This window comes from Novosphingobium sp., from assembly GCF_965228995.1.
Classification (GTDB): Bacteria; Pseudomonadota; Alphaproteobacteria; order Sphingomonadales; family Sphingomonadaceae; genus Novosphingobium.
In genome coordinates this window covers 253114-268459 of the sequence record NZ_OZ245852.1, presented here as the reverse complement: position 1 = coordinate 268459, position 15346 = coordinate 253114, and the positions used below count along the sequence as shown (strand labels likewise).

Below are 15346 nucleotides of genomic sequence, written 5' to 3'. Positions count from 1 at the left end.
CGATGAGGCCTAGCCGGAAGCCGTGGAAGCTGCGCGATAAACGCGCGGCCCCAAGTCGAAGCGATTGGCAGGAACACGTGATGGCAAAGTTGAGCCCCGGCGAATTCATCAATCAGGTCCGCGCCGAAGCGCGCAAGGTGATCTGGCCGACCCGCGCCGAGACGACCTCGACGGCGATTTTCGTCGGCATCATGATGCTCATCCTCGCGGTGTTCTTCCTCGGTATCGATTCGATCTTCAGCCTGATCGTGCGCTCGCTGCTGTCGCTCGCCTGATCAGTTAACTCCCAGATTCACGCTAAGGACTGCACATGGCCCGCTGGTACATCATCCACGCCTATTCCGGCTTCGAGAACAAGGTGAAGGAAGCCATCCTCGCCGAAGCCGAGCGTATCGGCCTTTCGCAGCTGGTCGAGTCGGTCGAAGTGCCCACCGAAACCGTGACCGAGGTGAAGCGCGGCAAGAAGGTCCAGGTCGAGCGCAAGTTCATGCCGGGCTACGTCCTCGCCAAGCTGGCGATGAACGACGACATCTACCACCTTGTGAAGAACACCCCCAAGGTCACCGGGTTCCTCGGCAACAACAACAAGCCGCAGCCGATTTCCGACAAGGAAGCCGCCCGCTACTTCGGCGCGCGCGAAGCCGCTGCCGCCGAACCGCGCAAGCAGGTGCTGGTCGATTACGAGATCGGCGATTCGGTCAAGGTCAACGCCGGCCCGTTCGCCTCGTTCAACGGCACCGTCGAAGAGCTCGATTTCGAGAAGCAGCGCGTCAAGGTCGCCGTCTCGATCTTCGGCCGCGCTACCCCGGTCGAACTGAGCTTCGAGGAAGTCGAACTGGTCAAGTAAGCGCGGGGGCAGCGCGCCCGCGCTCTCCGCGCCCCGGCTTCGGCCCGCGCTTATGCGGCGCGAGCGGGCGGCCGAGCCGCACCTCCATATCCGCCAGCCACTCGGGCGAGCCTACCGGCCGCCCCACGCTTTCGGCCTTGCGCAGCGCGGCATAGGTCAGCGCCTCGTCAAAGGGTTCGTCCAGAAAAGCCGCAAAGTCCCCCACCCGCTCCAGCGCAGGCGCCACGGTGACGACGTGATCGTCCTGCCCCGCCAGCAGCGCCCGCGTGCTGGACCACGGCCAATCCTCCGCGCGCGCCACAAGCCGCGCCCGCACCGGATTGAGCGCGATATAGCGCAGCGCCGCCACGAAATGCGCCTCGTCCATGGCGACCGAGCCATAGCGGCCCTGCCAGAGGTGGCCGGTTATCCGGCGGCGCGCATTGATAAAGCCGGTATAGCGCCGATGCAGATCGCCGAAGGTGCGCCACAGCCCGTCCTGATCCGATGGCACCAGCACGACATGGACGTGGTTCGGCATCAGGCAATAGGACCAGACCTCCACCTGAGCCCGCTCCGCCGCTGCCGCCAGCAGATCGAGATAGAGCGCGTAGTCGCCGTCCTCAAAGAAGGTACGTTGCCGCCCGTTGCCGCGCTGGGTCACGTGGTGCGGAATGCCCGGAATCACGACGCGGGAGAGTCTGGCCATGGACGTACCTTGGGCGAATTTGGGGATTTAGTAAAGTGTCACCGTAATTCGTACACCGTAATTCTGAGTGCCTCGACGGCCACCCACCCTTCTTGGTCCAGTTCAAGCTCATACAACCACGGTTCGTGGCGGAGCGCATTAGATACTGCTCGACTCAAGTTAGATAAGTCGCCCACGGCACTACTGGTCATCAGCCTGCGCCTGAAAACTCACCGACTGTTCCTGCGCCGCCTTTATCCACTCGTCGAAGCTTGGCACATTGCCTCGATCTTCCCAGCCTGCCGAAGCATAGGCATGAACGTAGTGCACAACAGGATCGTCTGATCGGCCGTCCCCATCGAAGCACGCAACGTCATCCGAACCGGCCCAAAGAGCAAATGGTACGAGCTTCCTTGACGGATAGAGCCTCTGAACGGCCAGCATCCATCCATCGGCGTCCTTTTGCGATTGGCAGAGAAAGCGCCAAGGCTGAAGGTCGGGCAAGGCATTTCGGTCAACTAAATCGATAAAAGAACGGGGGAATCGGAACCCCTCCGGCAACGATTTTGGATCGAACAAATAGCAAGTCATGATTACGGCCTACCGGTGATACGTGGTGGTGAGTATGTTCCATAAGGATTGGTGGTTCTAAACATCGAACTCTGACCATTAACACGTTGAGTCAACGCGTCGGATTACGGTGACACTTTACTAAATCCCCAATTATCGCACCCCGTCAGTCACCCACACAAAGACGCACCCTCACGGCTTGATCCCATAGTGCGCGTAGAAATGCCCTACATCCGGAAACACCGTCTTCGCCGCCTTGCTCAGCGCCGCCGCCCTGGCCTTGTCGCCCATCCGCGCCGCGACGATTCCGGCCATATAGAGCGAGGCCGTCTGCTCCGGCTCCGCCGCCAGCGCCGCCTCGTAATCGGCCATGGCTTCCTTCAGCCGGCCGGCGCGGAAGTGTACCAGCGCGCGGCTGTCCATGTACATCGCCGGATCGGCTTCGAGCTCGATCGCCTTGTTGCAATCGCTGAGCGCGGTATCGAGCGCGGTGTTCCTGAGGCCCAGATACCAGCACCGCGCATTGCGCAGCTTGGCCGATGATCCGCGCTTTTCCAGCGCTCCGTCGAGCATGGAAAGTGCCTCGTCATGCCGGTCGGCCTGTTCGAGCCGGTCGATCTTCTCGAGGAAGTTCGAGAGCCCGTCGTCGGTGGCAATGTCGAGGTCGGTGGGCAGCAGGTCAAGGCCTTCGTCCGCCTTGCCCGCCTCGATCAGCTCGTAAGCGAGGCTGCTGCGCGCCTCGGAATTGCCTTGCTCAAGATCGTAGGCTGCCTGCGTATCGGCCAGCGAGCCTGCCCGGTCGCCGAGCTTGGCGCGCAAGGCCGAGCGCTTGAGATAGCGGTCTGCCGAGGCATCGAGCGCGATGGCGCGGGTGTAATCGGCTTCGGATGCGGCCCACTCGAACAGCGTCCGCTCGAACCATGCGCGGTCGGTCAGGCGCGTTGCATCATCAGGCTTGTCGGCAATGCGCGCATCGAAGATCGCGCGCACTTTGGCGAGCGCCGGGCTGCCCTTGCGCCGCGCCACATCGTCCCACCACTTGGGGTAGGCGGAATCGAGCGAGAGGCGGGCGGTGCGGTCCATCGCATCCGAAATCGCCTTGGCCGTGCTGCTGGCCTTGTCGGGCGCGATTTCAGCGCCGGTCTCGCGCGAGACAATGTCTTCGGTCAGCTCGCCCCCGGCCAGCGCGATCCGCCGCTGCCAGTTGATTGCGGGGAGGTCGAGGCTGCCTGCATCGGCGCTCGTCAGCGTCACCCCCTTGCCATCGTCGGGCAGGCGCCAGCTGGTGTGAAGCCGCGCATGCCACGGCTCGCTGATCAGCGCGGGGATTGCCCGCCAGGCGGCGCGGTCACGCGGGGCGTCATAAGTCACCTTTAGTCCGGGCGGCACCGCAAGCGCATAGTGCCCGTCGCGGTAGTTCCAATCGGGATAAGCGATGCCGTCGAACTCCAGCGTCCACACGGCCGCCTCGGCGTTCCAGGCGGAGCGGGCCTTGCCGACAAAGGTATTGCCGACCCAGTTGCTCGCCGCCTTCTCGGCAAAGGCGGTCAGCTTCTCGTCGTAGCTCGGGCCCTGATCCACCTTGTAAGCGGCGCCATAGGTGCCGTTGTAGAGCATCGTCATGTGATAGGGCGTGGCGAGATGCGGCCCGGCGGTCATGTCGTAGGCGACGTCCGCCTCGATATCGGGGCGGCTATGCGCGCGCAGCGGCAAGGCGAACAGCGCCGGCTTGCTGCCTTCGATCGTGCCGCCCATCGGCAGCACCGTGCCGTAGCGCGGCACGTCGCGAATATCGGCAAGGCGCGAACCCAGCATCGTGCCGTCGAGCCAGAAGTCTTCCTCACCCACCCGCGCGTGGACGAACACATGATCGAACGCGAGCGCCGAGGGCACCATGTCGGCCACGGCATCGCCGCGCTTGCTGCTCGCCATCACCGGCTCGGCCTTGATCCCCAGCCGGTCGAGCACGGCGAGCAGCAGCCGGGTCTTGGCCTTGCAGTCGCCATAGCGTTTGGCCCAGGTATCCGCCGGGGCCTGCGGCACATAGTTGCCGTTGCCCATCGCGATCAGCTCGTAGCGCACTTCGTCCTGCACCAGCTGCAGCGCATCGGCCATCCGCCGCACCGGATCGGGCGAACGCGCGGCAATCGCATCGACCCGCTTGGCCAGCTCTGAACCCGCCGGGATCGTGTCCTTCACCGTGTAGAGCGGCGCCATGACCTTCGCGACCGACGCCCAGTCGGGAAAGCTCGAGAACTGGATCAGCGGCAGAGGGGCAAACCGGCTGGGCGCGTTCTTCGCCGTGTCGGGCAGCTTCGCCACGGGGAGCGGCACGACGATCTCGGTCCACGTCGCGTCGATGGGTTTGGGCACGGGCACGACCCCGGGCGCGAGCGATTTGACTGTCAGCGGGCTTGCCGTGCGCCACACCAGCCGCGCGCGGCCGAAGCCGACCTTGAGCGGCGCGGGCAGCAGCACCAGCCCGTCCTGCACGTGCCCTGCCAGCGCGCTGTCCCGCTCTGAAATGGTGAACACCATGCGCAGCACGTCGCCCACGCGCAGGCCTTCGATGTGCTTGACCGCGGTGAGCTGGCCATCGACCATCAGCCGTTCGAGCCCGGCCTCGCGCTGGATCACCGTGATCCCCTCGCCCTTGCCCAGCGCATCGATCACCTGCTCGCCGCGGATGATCTCCAGCTTGTGCAGCGTCAGGTCGCCATGGTCGGGCTGCCAGCCAAGCGTGAGCGTGCCCATCTGCTGCAGCGCCTCGGGGCTGGAGGCCTGGCGCATCGTATCGATGTAGACGGTGGTGGTATCACCATCGACCTGCACCTGCTCGTCAAAGCGCACCGCGCTGTCCGCCTTCAGCACGGGCGGGGCCTGGGTCACCCACGCGGGCACCGGCGCGATCAGCACTTTGTCGGCTGCGCGCGCAGAGGTGGAGGCGAGCGCCGAAAGGAGGACTGCGCCGATAAGCTTTCTGTGCAAGGTAGGCCCCGGAAAAAGACTGAAGGCATAAGGGATAACCGAAAGGGGCCAAAGCGCAACGACTGGTCTGCCCGATCTGGACGTGCGGCCTGGCAGGGCGTGCTGCGCGCGGCCCATTGCCAAACCGGCGCTCCCCCGCTATGCGCGCCCACTTCCGGTGGGGCGTGCCCTGCCTGATTCCGTGCGGGAGGGTGCCGAGTTCTGTCGGACTGCACCTGTCTGACCGCTCACTCTGCGGGGTCTTCTGGCCCCAACAGGACGAAAGGAGGCCCCCGTGGCCAAGAAAATTGATGGTTACATCAAGCTGCAGGTTGCAGCTGGTGAAGCGAAGCCCTCGCCGCCGATCGGGCCTGCGCTCGGTCAGCGTGGTGTCAACATCATGGGTTTCTGCAAGGAATTCAACGCCGCGACTCAGGAAGTCGAAAAGGGCACCCCGCTGCCCACGATCATCACGGTCTATTCGGACAAGTCGTTCACCTTCGTCACCAAGACCCCGCCGGCAACCTTCCTGATCAAGAAGGTGCTCGGCCTCAAGTCTGGCTCGAAGGAGCCCGGCAAGGTTTCTGCCGGGAAGATCACCCGTGAGCAGCTCGGTGAAGTTGCCCAGATCAAGATGAAGGATCTCAACGCCAACGACATGGATGCTGCGATCAAGATCATCGAAGGCTCGGCGCGCGCCATGGGCCTGCAGGTGGAGGGCTGATTCGATGAAGACGACCAAGAACCAGAAGTCGCTCACCGAGAAGCTCGGCGACAACCAGAAGCTCTACAAGGTTGATGAGGCGATCCAGCTTCTCAAGGACCTCAAGCGCACCAAGTTCGATGAAACCATCGAAGTCGCGCTGAACCTCGGCGTCGATCCGCGCCACGCCGACCAGATGGTCCGCGGCATGGTCACGCTGCCCTCGGGCACCGGCAAGGATGTCAAGGTTGCCGTGTTCGCTCGCGGCGACAAGGCCGAAGCCGCGCTCGCGGCTGGTGCTGACAAGGTTGGCGCCGAAGACCTGCTCGAGGACATGCAGAACGGCAACCTCGACTACGGCCGCGTGATCGCGACGCCCGACATGATGGGCATCGTCGGTCGCCTCGGCAAGGTGCTGGGTCCCAAGGGCCTGATGCCGAACCCGAAGCTCGGCACCGTCACCCCGAACGTTGCGGATGCGGTCAAGGCAGCGAAGGCCGGCCAGATCGAGTTCCGCGTCGAAAAGGCGGGCATCATCCACGGCGGCATCGGCAAGATGAGCTTCTCGAACGAGGCGCTGCGCGCCAACTTCGATGCGTTCGTCGATGCGATCGTCAAGGCGAAACCCGCTGGCGCCAAGGGCAAGTACCTGCGCAAGGTCGGTCTGTCCTCGTCGATGGGCCCGGGCCTCAAGGTCGACGTGGCGGAAGTCCACGGCGGCTGATCCAGCCGTACGGCTGCAATACAAAAGGCCGGGAGGGGAAACCCTCCCGGCCTTTTGCGTTTCAGAACGCGACCCAGGTAAACAGCCGCAGCGCATTGTTGTCGGCGGCGTTGGCTCCGGCGCCGTCGTAGTTGCGGCGCGCGCCATCGAAGCGCCCATAGGCCGTGAACTGCGCACCCACACGCAGTGCGGCGCGCGGCCCCAGCGGCGAAGTGCCCGCACCCCACGGGGTATAGTCAAGCTGGGCCATCACCCCGTTGCTGTCGGGCCGTCCGGTTCCGCCATAGAGGAAGCCGTTCGGTGTGCCGCCGGCGGCGAACACGCTGACCGTTGCCCCCACTTTGCCGCGCCAGTTGTATCCGACTGTGCCGCGCCATTCGTTCAGCGTCACTTCGGCGCAATTCACCGGAGCGAGCGCGAGCAGACAGCTCGCCCGAAGCCCCGCCTTTTCATGAACATAGCGCATGTCGACGGTGAAGGTATCGCCGCTGGCATCGGGCTTCAGCCATGAAAGATCGAGCCCCACGTCGGAATAGTGGTCGGTCTGCCCGGTCGTGCGGTCGCGCCCCGGATTGAGCGCGGCCTTGAGCGCGAAGGCGCCCACTTCCAACGTGCCGCCACCGATATCCTTCTGATAGGCCACCCGGCCATAGGGCGCGAGGCCGGAGATATCGCCCGGCGAGGCAGGATCGGCGCCCAGCCAGCGCAAGGTGCCCGCGCCCGGCGTAGTATAGGCCCCCGCTTCGAGGTAGAGCTTGTGGTCGATCCAGCTGTAGGCCGAAAGTCCCAGCGTGTTCTGCGCAAGGCCCCCGTCGATCAGCGCCGCGGCCCCCGGCGTGCCCGAAACGGCAGTATCGGTATAGGGAAAGCCCCAGGCAGGCGTGGTGTTCCATACGTCCTGCGTGGTCGGGCTGTTGTTGAGCGTGAGGCCGAACACGGCGTCCTTGCCGAACACCTTGCCCTGCGTCACCGCGCGCAGATCGACGTTGTCCCAGGACCAGGCGCGCCCCACCCCGTCGTAGGTGACCTGCACGAAGCCGCCGAAATGCTGGCCTACCCCGCCCGCCAGAAACACGCTGCCCTGATCGAACGCCACGTTGTCGTTGACCTGCAGGTGATCGGGCGCGGGCACCTGATCCTTTCTGGTGTGCGTGTACGAAGCCACCGCCATCGCGGCGATCGGCACATTGAACGGCTTGGTCCGCAGGGTATAGCCGCCCAGCTTGAATTCGCGGCCAAACGGCGTGAGCTGCGGCCCGAACCCGCCGACATGGCAGGCCTGGCAAGGCTGTCCGGTCTGCTCGGCATAGCTCGGCACAGCCTGCGCGGGCCGCGCCACGACGAGCGCGGTAAGCGCTGCTGCCAGCGGGAGCGCAGCAGGCAGCGCGCGGCGCCAGATCATGTGAGCGCGGCGCGGCGGCGGATTGAGATGATCGCTTGGCATGATGGCTGTGCTCCTTGCCGGTCTTGGCAGGGGCATAGTGCCGATCCACGAGCCACGAATTGGCGGGGGTCAAATTGGCCGGAATTTTTGGTGGTTTAGCCCTTGGCGGCCGCGCGGAGGTCAGCGGTCCCTGGTGAGCGGCGAGGTGTAGGCGGGATCGTGCGCGAAGGGAAGCGGCGCGCCGTCCCGCAGCGCCTGCAGCACGGCGGCGAAATCGGTCTGCGCGCGCCAGCCCAGCTCTCGCTCGGCAAGGCCGGGATCGTAGACCCGCCCCAGGCTCCTCGGCAGCTCCCATCCCCGCGCGGCAAACAGCGCTTCCGCATCGGGGAAGCGTTCGCGGATCAGCCCTGCGGCATCGCGCTTCAGCGCCCCGGCATCGGCGCGCGCGAACGGTGTCGGCGCGCTCACGAGATAGAGCCCGAACCCCACCTCGCGTGCTTTCTCCAGCGCCATGACATGCGCGGCTGCCGCATCCTCCACGGTCAGCCGCCGGTGCAGCAGTTCGATCGACTTGAGGTTCTCGCCCGATGGCCGGGCGTGCGTATCGTCATCTTCGGGAAAGAACCGCGACGTGCGCAGCACCACACAGGCGAGGCCATGCTCCGCTGCAAAGAGCCGGCACAGCCCCTCTGCCGCCAGCTTGGTCACCCCATAGATATTCCGCGGCGCCAGCGGCCCGGTGCTCTCGTCGAGCCAGACAGCGTGCGTCCCTTCCTCGCGCCGGATCGCCTCGCTGATCATCAACGAGGTGGTCGAAGTCATCACGAACCGGTCGTGCCCCGCCGCCTGCGCCGCTTCGAGCAGATTGAGCGTGCCGGTGACGTTCACGTCGATGAACGTCTGCGCAGGGTAACGCACGATGTCCGGCTTGTGCAGCGCCGCCGCGTGCACCACCGCGTCGATCCCCAGCCCCATCGCCCGGTCCACCACCGCGCGGCTGGCAATCGTGCCCACGACATGCGTCTCCGGGCCGGGAGCCGCATCGAGGCCCGTCACCGTGTGCCCCGCAGCACGCAGCGCAGGCGCAAGGAAACGGCCGAGCCAGCCGGACGAGCCGGTGAGAAGAACGCGCATCAGAAAGCCCCTTTCGCCAGATTCGCCCGCGTGTAGCACTCGATCACCAGGCTGATTGCCTTGCTATCGGCCAGCCGCAGCACGGCCTTGTGTGAAAGGACCGTCCCTGCCGGGCAGCCCTCCGTGCGCCCCCGCTGGCTTTCCAGCCGCTCGCGCCGGAAGCCAAGCGGACGCACGACCGTGCCGAAGGGTGTCCGCGTGGTTTCCAGCGCGGAGTTCATCGCCGGGGTCAACCGGGCAGGCACATACCAGTTCTTCGCATCGGATAGCACCGCTCCGCCGCAGCGCAGCCGGACATGACGGAAGGCCAGCGGCTCGCCTGCCGTCACGCCCAGCGCCGTGCGGATCGCTGGCGTGGCGGCCTCGTTTGCCCCCTGCTCGGTATCCGCCACGATTTGGGCCGATGCGGCAATTCGCTGCGCCGCGCACCATTCACCCAGCGCCGCCGTGGCGCTATCATGGCTGGCGAGGGTGCGCTCAAAGCGGCTCAGCGTCGGCGCGCAAGCGGTACTCACGAGCGCAAGCCCCGCCGCCGCTGCGAAGCGCAGGGTCAGATGCCCCCCGGCACCGAAGCGCGGCCCAGCGCGGCCAGCCCATCCACCAGCACTTGCGCGCAGGCATCAAGCTCGGCCTGATCGACCGAGCGGATCACGAAGTTCGCGCCCACCTTGCCTTCGCGGAAGAAGGGATAGCTGCCGATCTGGCAGCCTTCGTGCGCCTTCTCCGTCTCGCGCAGCAGGTCCGCCACTTCGCTTTCGGCCACCCAGCAGCCGATCGTGGCGGAGAGCAGTGGCAAGCCGCCTTCCAGCGTGCCGGTCAGCCCATCGAGCATCTGCGCGGTAATGCCCGGCACGCCCGCCATGAGAAACACATTGCCGATCTGGATCCCCGGCGCGCCCGAAAGCCGGTTGGGAATGAGATCCGCGCCTTCGGGCACTCGCGCCATGCGCAGCCGCGCCGGATTGATACCGCCGCGCGTCTCGTAATAGCGGGTCAGCATCGCCTCCGCCTCGGGATGGATGACCACCGGCACGCCCAGCGCTTCGGCCACGGCGTCCACCGTGATGTCATCATGCGTTGGCCCGATGCCGCCTGTGGTGAAGAGGTAATCATTGCGCGCGCGCAGTGCGTTCACTGCCTCGATGATCGCCGCCATGTCATCCGGCACCACCCGCACTTCGCGCAGGCGAATGCCCTGCACCCCCAGCCATGTCGCGACTTGCGCGATGTTCTTGTCATGCGTGCGGCCGGAAAGGATCTCATCGCCCACGACAATGAGCGCGGCGGTCCAGATGCGTGCAGGTTGGGTCATGGACGAGAGCGATAGCGCAAACCGGATGGCGTGCAATGGCCCTTTCGCGCGGGCGAAGTCGTCAGAGCTCAGCTTCTGGTTGATAGGCGCCGAGAACGTCCGCAGCGTCCTTGCTTCCGGCCAGATTGCGGGCTGGAATTCCCACGAGCACAGCCCCATCGGGAAACGAGCGATTCACCAGTGAATTGGCGCCGATGCGCACATTATTCCCCAGTTTGACGCCGCCGATGATCGAGGCATTTGCCCCGATGAAGCAGTTGTCGCCGATGATCGGAGACTTGCCGCCGCTGCTTCCGATCGTGACGCCCTGATGAATGCGGCAATTTCCACCAATTCTGGCATCACCATTGACAACGATCGTGCCCCAATGTGCGATCGAAAGTCCCGGGCCAAATGTGTGCAAGGGAATAGTATAGCCGAGGCGAATACTCTTCCGCCTGTGCAGAAATATGCCGACGTAAAACACGGCGTTCAAGAACGGATTTTTCCGGCGTGCCTGATCAAGGTTTTCGAGCCAGCGGAGCGATCTCAGCCAATCGAGGACCGGATGCTTGACACGGTAGATCGCCTTCCAGTGGGTGTACTGCGGGAAACAGGCCTTCATGTCTGCGGCAAACAGCTGGTGCCAATGCGTCATCTTGGGGTCATCGCCTTCCGAGGTGCCTGCTTGGTCAAATAATCCGCGCTGTGATGAAAAGTTCCGCGCACCGGAAGAGCGCCCGATTTCGCTGATGCGCCAAATCTCTTGCGCACCTCATCTTGAGGCTTGATCGATCTGATCGAAGACCATCGCTTGAAGCCTTGCCCGATCCTCACCATGGTGCATGCACCCTTACAAAAGTGTAAGGCTGAAACCTTCACTAATGCCTAGGCGATGTCAACGAAAGATAGTAGGGGCTGAGGTAAATATTACCAGTAAAAGCCAGTAAAAGATGCACCAGATCTCGGCTTCAAGAAATACTGGTGTAGTTAGGACGATCTTTAATCTGGTGCTTACGCCAATTTGTTGCCTTGCCTGTCAGCAGGCTTGACTACGCTGTGCTCTCCAGCTCGTCCCGGCACGCCAACCGGCGCTGCACCTTTGCCCTATCGGCCCGGATCCGTATCCACGCGGTCATAGGCCTTGCGGATATCCTCCGGTGGGTCCTCGTTTCCGGTATCGGGCAAGTCCTTGTGGAGCGAGAGTGACCAGCGCTCCAGCCAGTTGATGCCGTCCTTGCCGTCATAGGTATCCGGGATGCGGTAGGCTCGGTCGCGCATGGCGCGTGACAGACGCACCGGATGCAGGTGCAGGCGGCCGAGCAGGGCGGCGAGATCATCGATGGTGTCGGCGTTCAGCCGCGTGCAGTGCAGCAACATCACTTGCGCGATGCCGCGTCCGAACAGGTTGCGCGAGCTCGCCAACGACCAGCGGATCAGCTTCTCGGTATAGGCGAGGTACTCGCCCTTGATGTGGCGCTGCGCCTCGGTATCGCCGCGCGCGATGGCATCGTCGTAAGGCTCGGCAAATTCCCAATCGTCTGCATCGATGGTGACCGGCGCGATGCGATAACCGTGGGCCGATAGCCAGTTGTTGATCCTGGTCTTGACCGGTGCCGGATAGCCGGTTTCGAGATAAGGGTGTCTGAACCAGCTCAGGCGCTGATGATATTGCGCCATGAGCGAGCGGAGGACGGGCTCGCCGCGCGCGATGTCGGCGATATAGCCTTCAGCACCAAGCGTATTGGGCGATTCATGCGAGAGAGTGTGGTTGCCCAGATCCATCCCGGCATTGAGCCAGCGCTTCAGGTTCGCGATCTGCGCCGCCCGCTCGCCTTCATCCAGTTTGCCCTCGTTGACAAACCCGATCGCCGGAAAGTGATGCCGCTTCAGTCCGCTGAGGAGCCTGACGTTCGATGTGTCGATATAGGCCTGCTGGTTCACGATGCTGAGCGCGGGCAGATCATCGAAGGTCAGCGCAACCTTGATATCGCGGGCGTGGGCCGCCGGTGTCAGCAGCCCAAGCGCGGCGGCACAGATAAGGCCAGGCTTGCGAAGCATTTTGGGGCACACTGCCGGATACGCCAATCTCCCCCTCTGCATCCCCTCACTCCATCCTGCCAGCCGCGGCTCATGCCACAAATCGTTTTCCTACACGCCGCAATCGCGCGCATTGTCCGCGCCGCTTTTTGAACCGTTGTTTATGCCAGGCCGCACCCTCTGACGGCCCCGCCCCTCGGCTTGCGGGTTGAGAGAAGGGCGCGGCGTGACCCGACCGCCGTTTCCAACACACACCTGTCTGCTGCGTCTACACGCGCAGCGAGCAGCCCTGTGGATTATCCTTGGAGATCAGCAGGAAAGCGCCGGCCGCCGGGACTGACGGTTTTCGCTCTGGACCGTGTCAACTGTGTCAACTTCGCGAGAAGTTACTCCGCCGGTTCGACCACCTCGCCCGCCTTCGCCGCCGCCGCGGTGGCCGCCTTGCCGAAGCGCAGGATGCCGTCGTCGATGGGGTTTTCCTTGAGGTACTTGCGGTCGAACAGATAGTCCTGGTTGAGCCGCCAGGGCATGGTCTTCGCGTTCTTCGGCTGGATCGCAAGGCCGCGCTGGATGTAGCCGGAGGACAGATCGAGCGGGGTGTCCGCCTCGAGCGCGCTTTCGTCAGTGAGCACCGGGGTCGCGCTGTCGGCGCCAACCTTCTTCATGTGGTTGAGCAGGCGGCAGACAAAGTCCGCGTCGATGTCCGCGCGCAAGGTCCACGAAGCGTTGAGGTAGCCGAAGACCTGCGCAAGGTTGGGCAGGTTCGAGTACATACAGCCCTTGTAATACCAGCGCTCGTTCATTCGCACCGGCTGGCCGTCGATGCCGAGCGCGATCTTGCCTGCCATGGCGAGCGCGAGGCCGGTCGCGGTGACGATCACGTCGCAATCGAGCCGCTTGCCCGATTTGAGCTCGATGCCTTCCGCATCGATGCGCTCGATATGGTCGGTGACGATATCGGCCTTGCCGGCCTTCATCGCATCGAACAGATCGCCATCGGGCACGAGGCACAGGCGCTGCTCCCACGGATTGTAGGGCGGGGTGAACGTGGCGGGATCGTATTTGGGGCCGAGCGCTTCCTGCAGCTTCCTGGTGAGGAAGTCCTTGACCTTCTGCGGCTCGTTGCGGGCGCGCTTGAACACGATGTTCTGCATCGTGACGTTCTTGAACCGCGTGATCCGGTAGGCGAGCTTTTCGGGCAGGAACTTGCGCAGCGTGTTGGCAATCGCATCGCGCGCAGGCCGGATCGCGTACCATGTCGGCGTGCGCTGGAGCATGGTGACGTGAGCGGCCTGCTTTGCCATCGCGGGTACGATGGTGACGGCCGTCGCGCCCGAGCCGATCACGACGACGCGCTTGCCGGTGTAGTCGATGTCTTCGGGCCAGAACTGCGGGTGAATGATCGTGCCGGCAAAGTCTTCGCGGCCCGGGATGGCAGGGTCATAGGGCGTGTCGTAATCGTAGTAGCCCGAGCCGAGATAGAGGAACCGCGCGGTGGTGCGGCTGCGCTGCCCATCTTCGGCTTCGGTGGTGATCACCCACCAGGCCGAGGCGCTTTCCCAATTGGCCGAGACGACCTTGGTCTCGAAGCGGATGTGCTCGCGGATGCGGCGCTCATCGACGATGCGGTTAAGGTAATCGAGGATCGCGGGGCCGTCGGCGATGGATTTCTCGTGCTTCCACGGCTCGAAGATGAAGCCCAGCGTGTGCATGTCGCTATCAGAACGGACGCCGGGATAGCGGAACAAGTCCCAGGTACCGCCAAGTTGCGGGCGGCGCTCGAACAGGGCGTAGCTGCGGTCCGGGCAGAGCATCTGCATGTGCGCGGCCATGCCGATGCCGGAAAGTCCGGCGCCGATGATCGCGACGTCGATATCCGGCTGACCGGTGCGCCGCGTGCCCTCGAAACCCATGCTATCCTCCGATGTTATTGACACGCATGATAACAGCCGGGGCAATGATTGCCAGCCTGTTTCAACGGGCGATTAAACGCGGCGATTGCGCTTTCCCGGGCGGGACGACAGAAGGGATCCCATGCCGATCATCGCCGCGCGCCGCTATACCGAAGGGAAAGCCCATCCCGGCGAACTGGCCGTGACTGGCGTGCCTGCGCATCACGAGGCCTTGCCGCGCGGTTGCTTCGACTGGATTGGCCTGTGTGATCCGACTCCCGACGAGATGGAGCGCGCTGCCCGGCAGTTCGGGCTCCATCCGCTGGCGGTCGAGGATGCGCTCAACCCGCGCCAGCTGCCCAAGGTCGATATCTACGGCAAGCAGCTCTTCGTCGTGGCGCGCACCGCGATGATGGGGGCGACGGAGGATTCGATCACCTATGGCCAGACGGCGGTGTTCCTCGGGCCGCAGTTCATCGTGACTGTGCGGCTGGGCTCTGCACGTGCCCATGCCGATCTGCGCCGCGCGCTGGAGGCGGACAGCGATCACCTTTCCGAAGGGGCGGACTATGTCCTCCACGCGGTGCTCGATTTCATCGTCGATGGCTATCTGCCGATCGCGGACCGCTTTGAAGACGTCGCGCACAGCATCGAGGAAGCTGCGGTCGACCAGTTCCCCGATCCCGCAACGATACGCCGCATTTTCCGCCTGCGCCGCGAACTCAGGCGATTCGAGAGGATCATCGGGCCGATGGAGGAGCTGACGCTGCGGCTCGCAGAGGCGGACCTACCGGTGATTGATCCTTCGGCGCGCATCTGGTTCCGCGATGTGCTCGATCATGTCCGGCGCGCGATGGCGCGGATGCAGGGCCTCAAGGAAACCCTCGCCGCGACGGTCGAGACGGCAGGCCTGCTCGAACAGCACCGGCAGGGCGTGATCACGCGCCAGCTCGCCGCCTGGGCCGCGATCCTTGCAGTGCCGACGGCAATCGCCGGCATCTATGGCATGAACTTCGACTACCTCCCGGAACTCCACTGGCGCTGGGGCTATCCGATGGTGTGGGCACTGATCATCGTGATCTGCGGCGGGCTGCTGTGGCGGTTCCGGCGCATCGGGTGGCTTTAGG

General features: G+C 64.3%; 15 protein-coding genes. 5 read left to right on the top strand and 10 right to left on the bottom strand.

The genetic code is table 11. The features are described 5' to 3' along the window. Positions 1–80 precede the first annotated feature (80 nt). Both secE and nusG read left to right on the top strand, forming a co-directional pair. Positions 81–275: a preprotein translocase subunit SecE gene (gene secE, locus ACO056_RS01220; protein WP_054122555.1), complete on the top strand. Its 195-nt coding sequence runs from the start codon at positions 81–83 to the stop codon at positions 273–275. A 35-nt stretch (positions 276–310) separates the two neighbouring features. Then, a complete protein-coding gene (nusG, locus tag ACO056_RS01215; protein ID WP_336896580.1) occupies positions 311–847 on the top strand; it encodes a transcription termination/antitermination protein NusG in 537 nt (178 codons plus the stop codon). Here the strand turns inward: nusG and ACO056_RS01210 are convergent. The 3 genes from ACO056_RS01210 to ACO056_RS01200 form a co-directional block, all read right to left on the bottom strand. Next, entirely contained in the window at positions 840–1535 is a 696-nt protein-coding gene (locus tag ACO056_RS01210; protein ID WP_421850620.1) for a transposase, read from the bottom strand. The genes nusG and ACO056_RS01210 overlap by 8 nt on opposite strands. A 180-nt stretch (positions 1536–1715) precedes the next feature. Then, the gene (locus ACO056_RS01205; RefSeq protein WP_421850617.1) at positions 1716–2093 is read right to left on the bottom strand and encodes a hypothetical protein; all 378 of its coding nucleotides are present in this window, start codon (positions 2091–2093) and stop codon (positions 1716–1718) included. A 183-nt stretch (positions 2094–2276) separates the two neighbouring features. Then, positions 2277–5072 carry a DUF3857 domain-containing protein gene (locus ACO056_RS01200; RefSeq protein WP_421850613.1) on the bottom strand — a complete coding sequence of 932 codons (2796 nt, stop codon included), beginning with the start codon at positions 5070–5072 and terminating at the stop codon, positions 2277–2279. A 274-nt stretch (positions 5073–5346) separates the two neighbouring features. On the opposite strand from ACO056_RS01200, the gene rplK reads away from it, so the two are divergent. Then, positions 5347–5775: a 50S ribosomal protein L11 gene (gene rplK, locus ACO056_RS01195; protein ID WP_421850610.1), complete on the top strand. Its 429-nt coding sequence runs from the start codon at positions 5347–5349 to the stop codon at positions 5773–5775. Positions 5776–5779: 4 nt separating this feature from the next. Continuing rightward, positions 5780–6478, top strand: coding sequence for a 50S ribosomal protein L1 (gene rplA / locus ACO056_RS01190; protein ID WP_421850607.1), 699 nt, complete (start codon positions 5780–5782; stop codon positions 6476–6478). Between the two features lie 61 nt (positions 6479–6539). Here rplA and ACO056_RS01185 read toward each other — a convergent pair whose 3' ends face one another. The 7 genes from ACO056_RS01185 to ACO056_RS01155 form a co-directional block, all read right to left on the bottom strand. Beyond that, on the bottom strand, positions 6540–7922 hold the full coding sequence (locus ACO056_RS01185) for a hypothetical protein (RefSeq protein ID WP_421850604.1): 1383 nt from the start codon (positions 7920–7922) through the stop codon (positions 6540–6542). A gap of 120 nt (positions 7923–8042) precedes the next feature. Further along, positions 8043–8996: an NAD-dependent epimerase/dehydratase family protein gene (locus ACO056_RS01180; RefSeq protein WP_421850601.1), complete on the bottom strand. Its 954-nt coding sequence runs from the start codon at positions 8994–8996 to the stop codon at positions 8043–8045. After that, positions 8996–9511: a hypothetical protein gene (locus tag ACO056_RS01175; protein ID WP_421850599.1), complete on the bottom strand. Its 516-nt coding sequence runs from the start codon at positions 9509–9511 to the stop codon at positions 8996–8998. Before ACO056_RS01175 ends, ACO056_RS01180 begins: the two co-directional genes overlap by 1 nt. 35 nt (positions 9512–9546) lie before the next feature. Continuing rightward, positions 9547–10308 (bottom strand): competence/damage-inducible protein A, encoded by a 762-nt coding sequence (locus ACO056_RS01170; RefSeq protein WP_421850596.1) that lies wholly within the window; start codon positions 10306–10308, stop codon positions 9547–9549. A gap of 61 nt (positions 10309–10369) precedes the next feature. Then, complete coding sequence (locus tag ACO056_RS01165; protein WP_421850593.1) at positions 10370–10945, bottom strand: serine acetyltransferase; 576 nt, start codon at positions 10943–10945, stop codon at positions 10370–10372. Between the two features lie 449 nt (positions 10946–11394). Continuing rightward, positions 11395–12348 (bottom strand): polysaccharide deacetylase family protein, encoded by a 954-nt coding sequence (locus ACO056_RS01160; RefSeq protein WP_421850591.1) that lies wholly within the window; start codon positions 12346–12348, stop codon positions 11395–11397. Positions 12349–12713: 365 nt separating this feature from the next. Next, positions 12714–14240: a flavin-containing monooxygenase gene (locus ACO056_RS01155; RefSeq protein WP_421850588.1), complete on the bottom strand. Its 1527-nt coding sequence runs from the start codon at positions 14238–14240 to the stop codon at positions 12714–12716. Between the two features lie 121 nt (positions 14241–14361). Between ACO056_RS01155 and ACO056_RS01150 the strand changes: the two genes are divergently transcribed. Next, positions 14362–15345, top strand: a complete 984-nt coding sequence (locus ACO056_RS01150) for a magnesium and cobalt transport protein CorA (RefSeq protein WP_421850585.1) — start codon at positions 14362–14364, stop codon at positions 15343–15345. Position 15346 lies beyond the last annotated feature (1 nt).

What these genes read in the sequence shown, in the direction of transcription:
- secE (WP_054122555.1), top strand. Translation starts at nt 81, where the DNA reads ATGGCAAAGTTGAGCCCCGGCGAATTCATCAATCAGGTCCGCGCCGAA.
- nusG (WP_336896580.1), top strand. Translation starts at nt 311, where the DNA reads ATGGCCCGCTGGTACATCATCCACGCCTATTCCGGCTTCGAGAACAAG.
- ACO056_RS01210 (WP_421850620.1), bottom strand. Translation starts at nt 1,535, where the DNA reads ATGGCCAGACTCTCCCGCGTCGTGATTCCGGGCATTCCGCACCACGTG.
- rplA (WP_421850607.1), top strand. Translation starts at nt 5,780, where the DNA reads ATGAAGACGACCAAGAACCAGAAGTCGCTCACCGAGAAGCTCGGCGAC.
- ACO056_RS01185 (WP_421850604.1), bottom strand. Translation starts at nt 7,922, where the DNA reads ATGCCAAGCGATCATCTCAATCCGCCGCCGCGCCGCGCTCACATGATC.
- ACO056_RS01180 (WP_421850601.1), bottom strand. Translation starts at nt 8,996, where the DNA reads ATGCGCGTTCTTCTCACCGGCTCGTCCGGCTGGCTCGGCCGTTTCCTT.
- ACO056_RS01170 (WP_421850596.1), bottom strand. Translation starts at nt 10,308, where the DNA reads ATGACCCAACCTGCACGCATCTGGACCGCCGCGCTCATTGTCGTGGGC.
- ACO056_RS01165 (WP_421850593.1), bottom strand. Translation starts at nt 10,945, where the DNA reads ATGACGCATTGGCACCAGCTGTTTGCCGCAGACATGAAGGCCTGTTTC.
- ACO056_RS01160 (WP_421850591.1), bottom strand. Translation starts at nt 12,348, where the DNA reads ATGCTTCGCAAGCCTGGCCTTATCTGTGCCGCCGCGCTTGGGCTGCTG.
- ACO056_RS01155 (WP_421850588.1), bottom strand. Translation starts at nt 14,240, where the DNA reads ATGGGTTTCGAGGGCACGCGGCGCACCGGTCAGCCGGATATCGACGTC.
- ACO056_RS01150 (WP_421850585.1), top strand. Translation starts at nt 14,362, where the DNA reads ATGCCGATCATCGCCGCGCGCCGCTATACCGAAGGGAAAGCCCATCCC.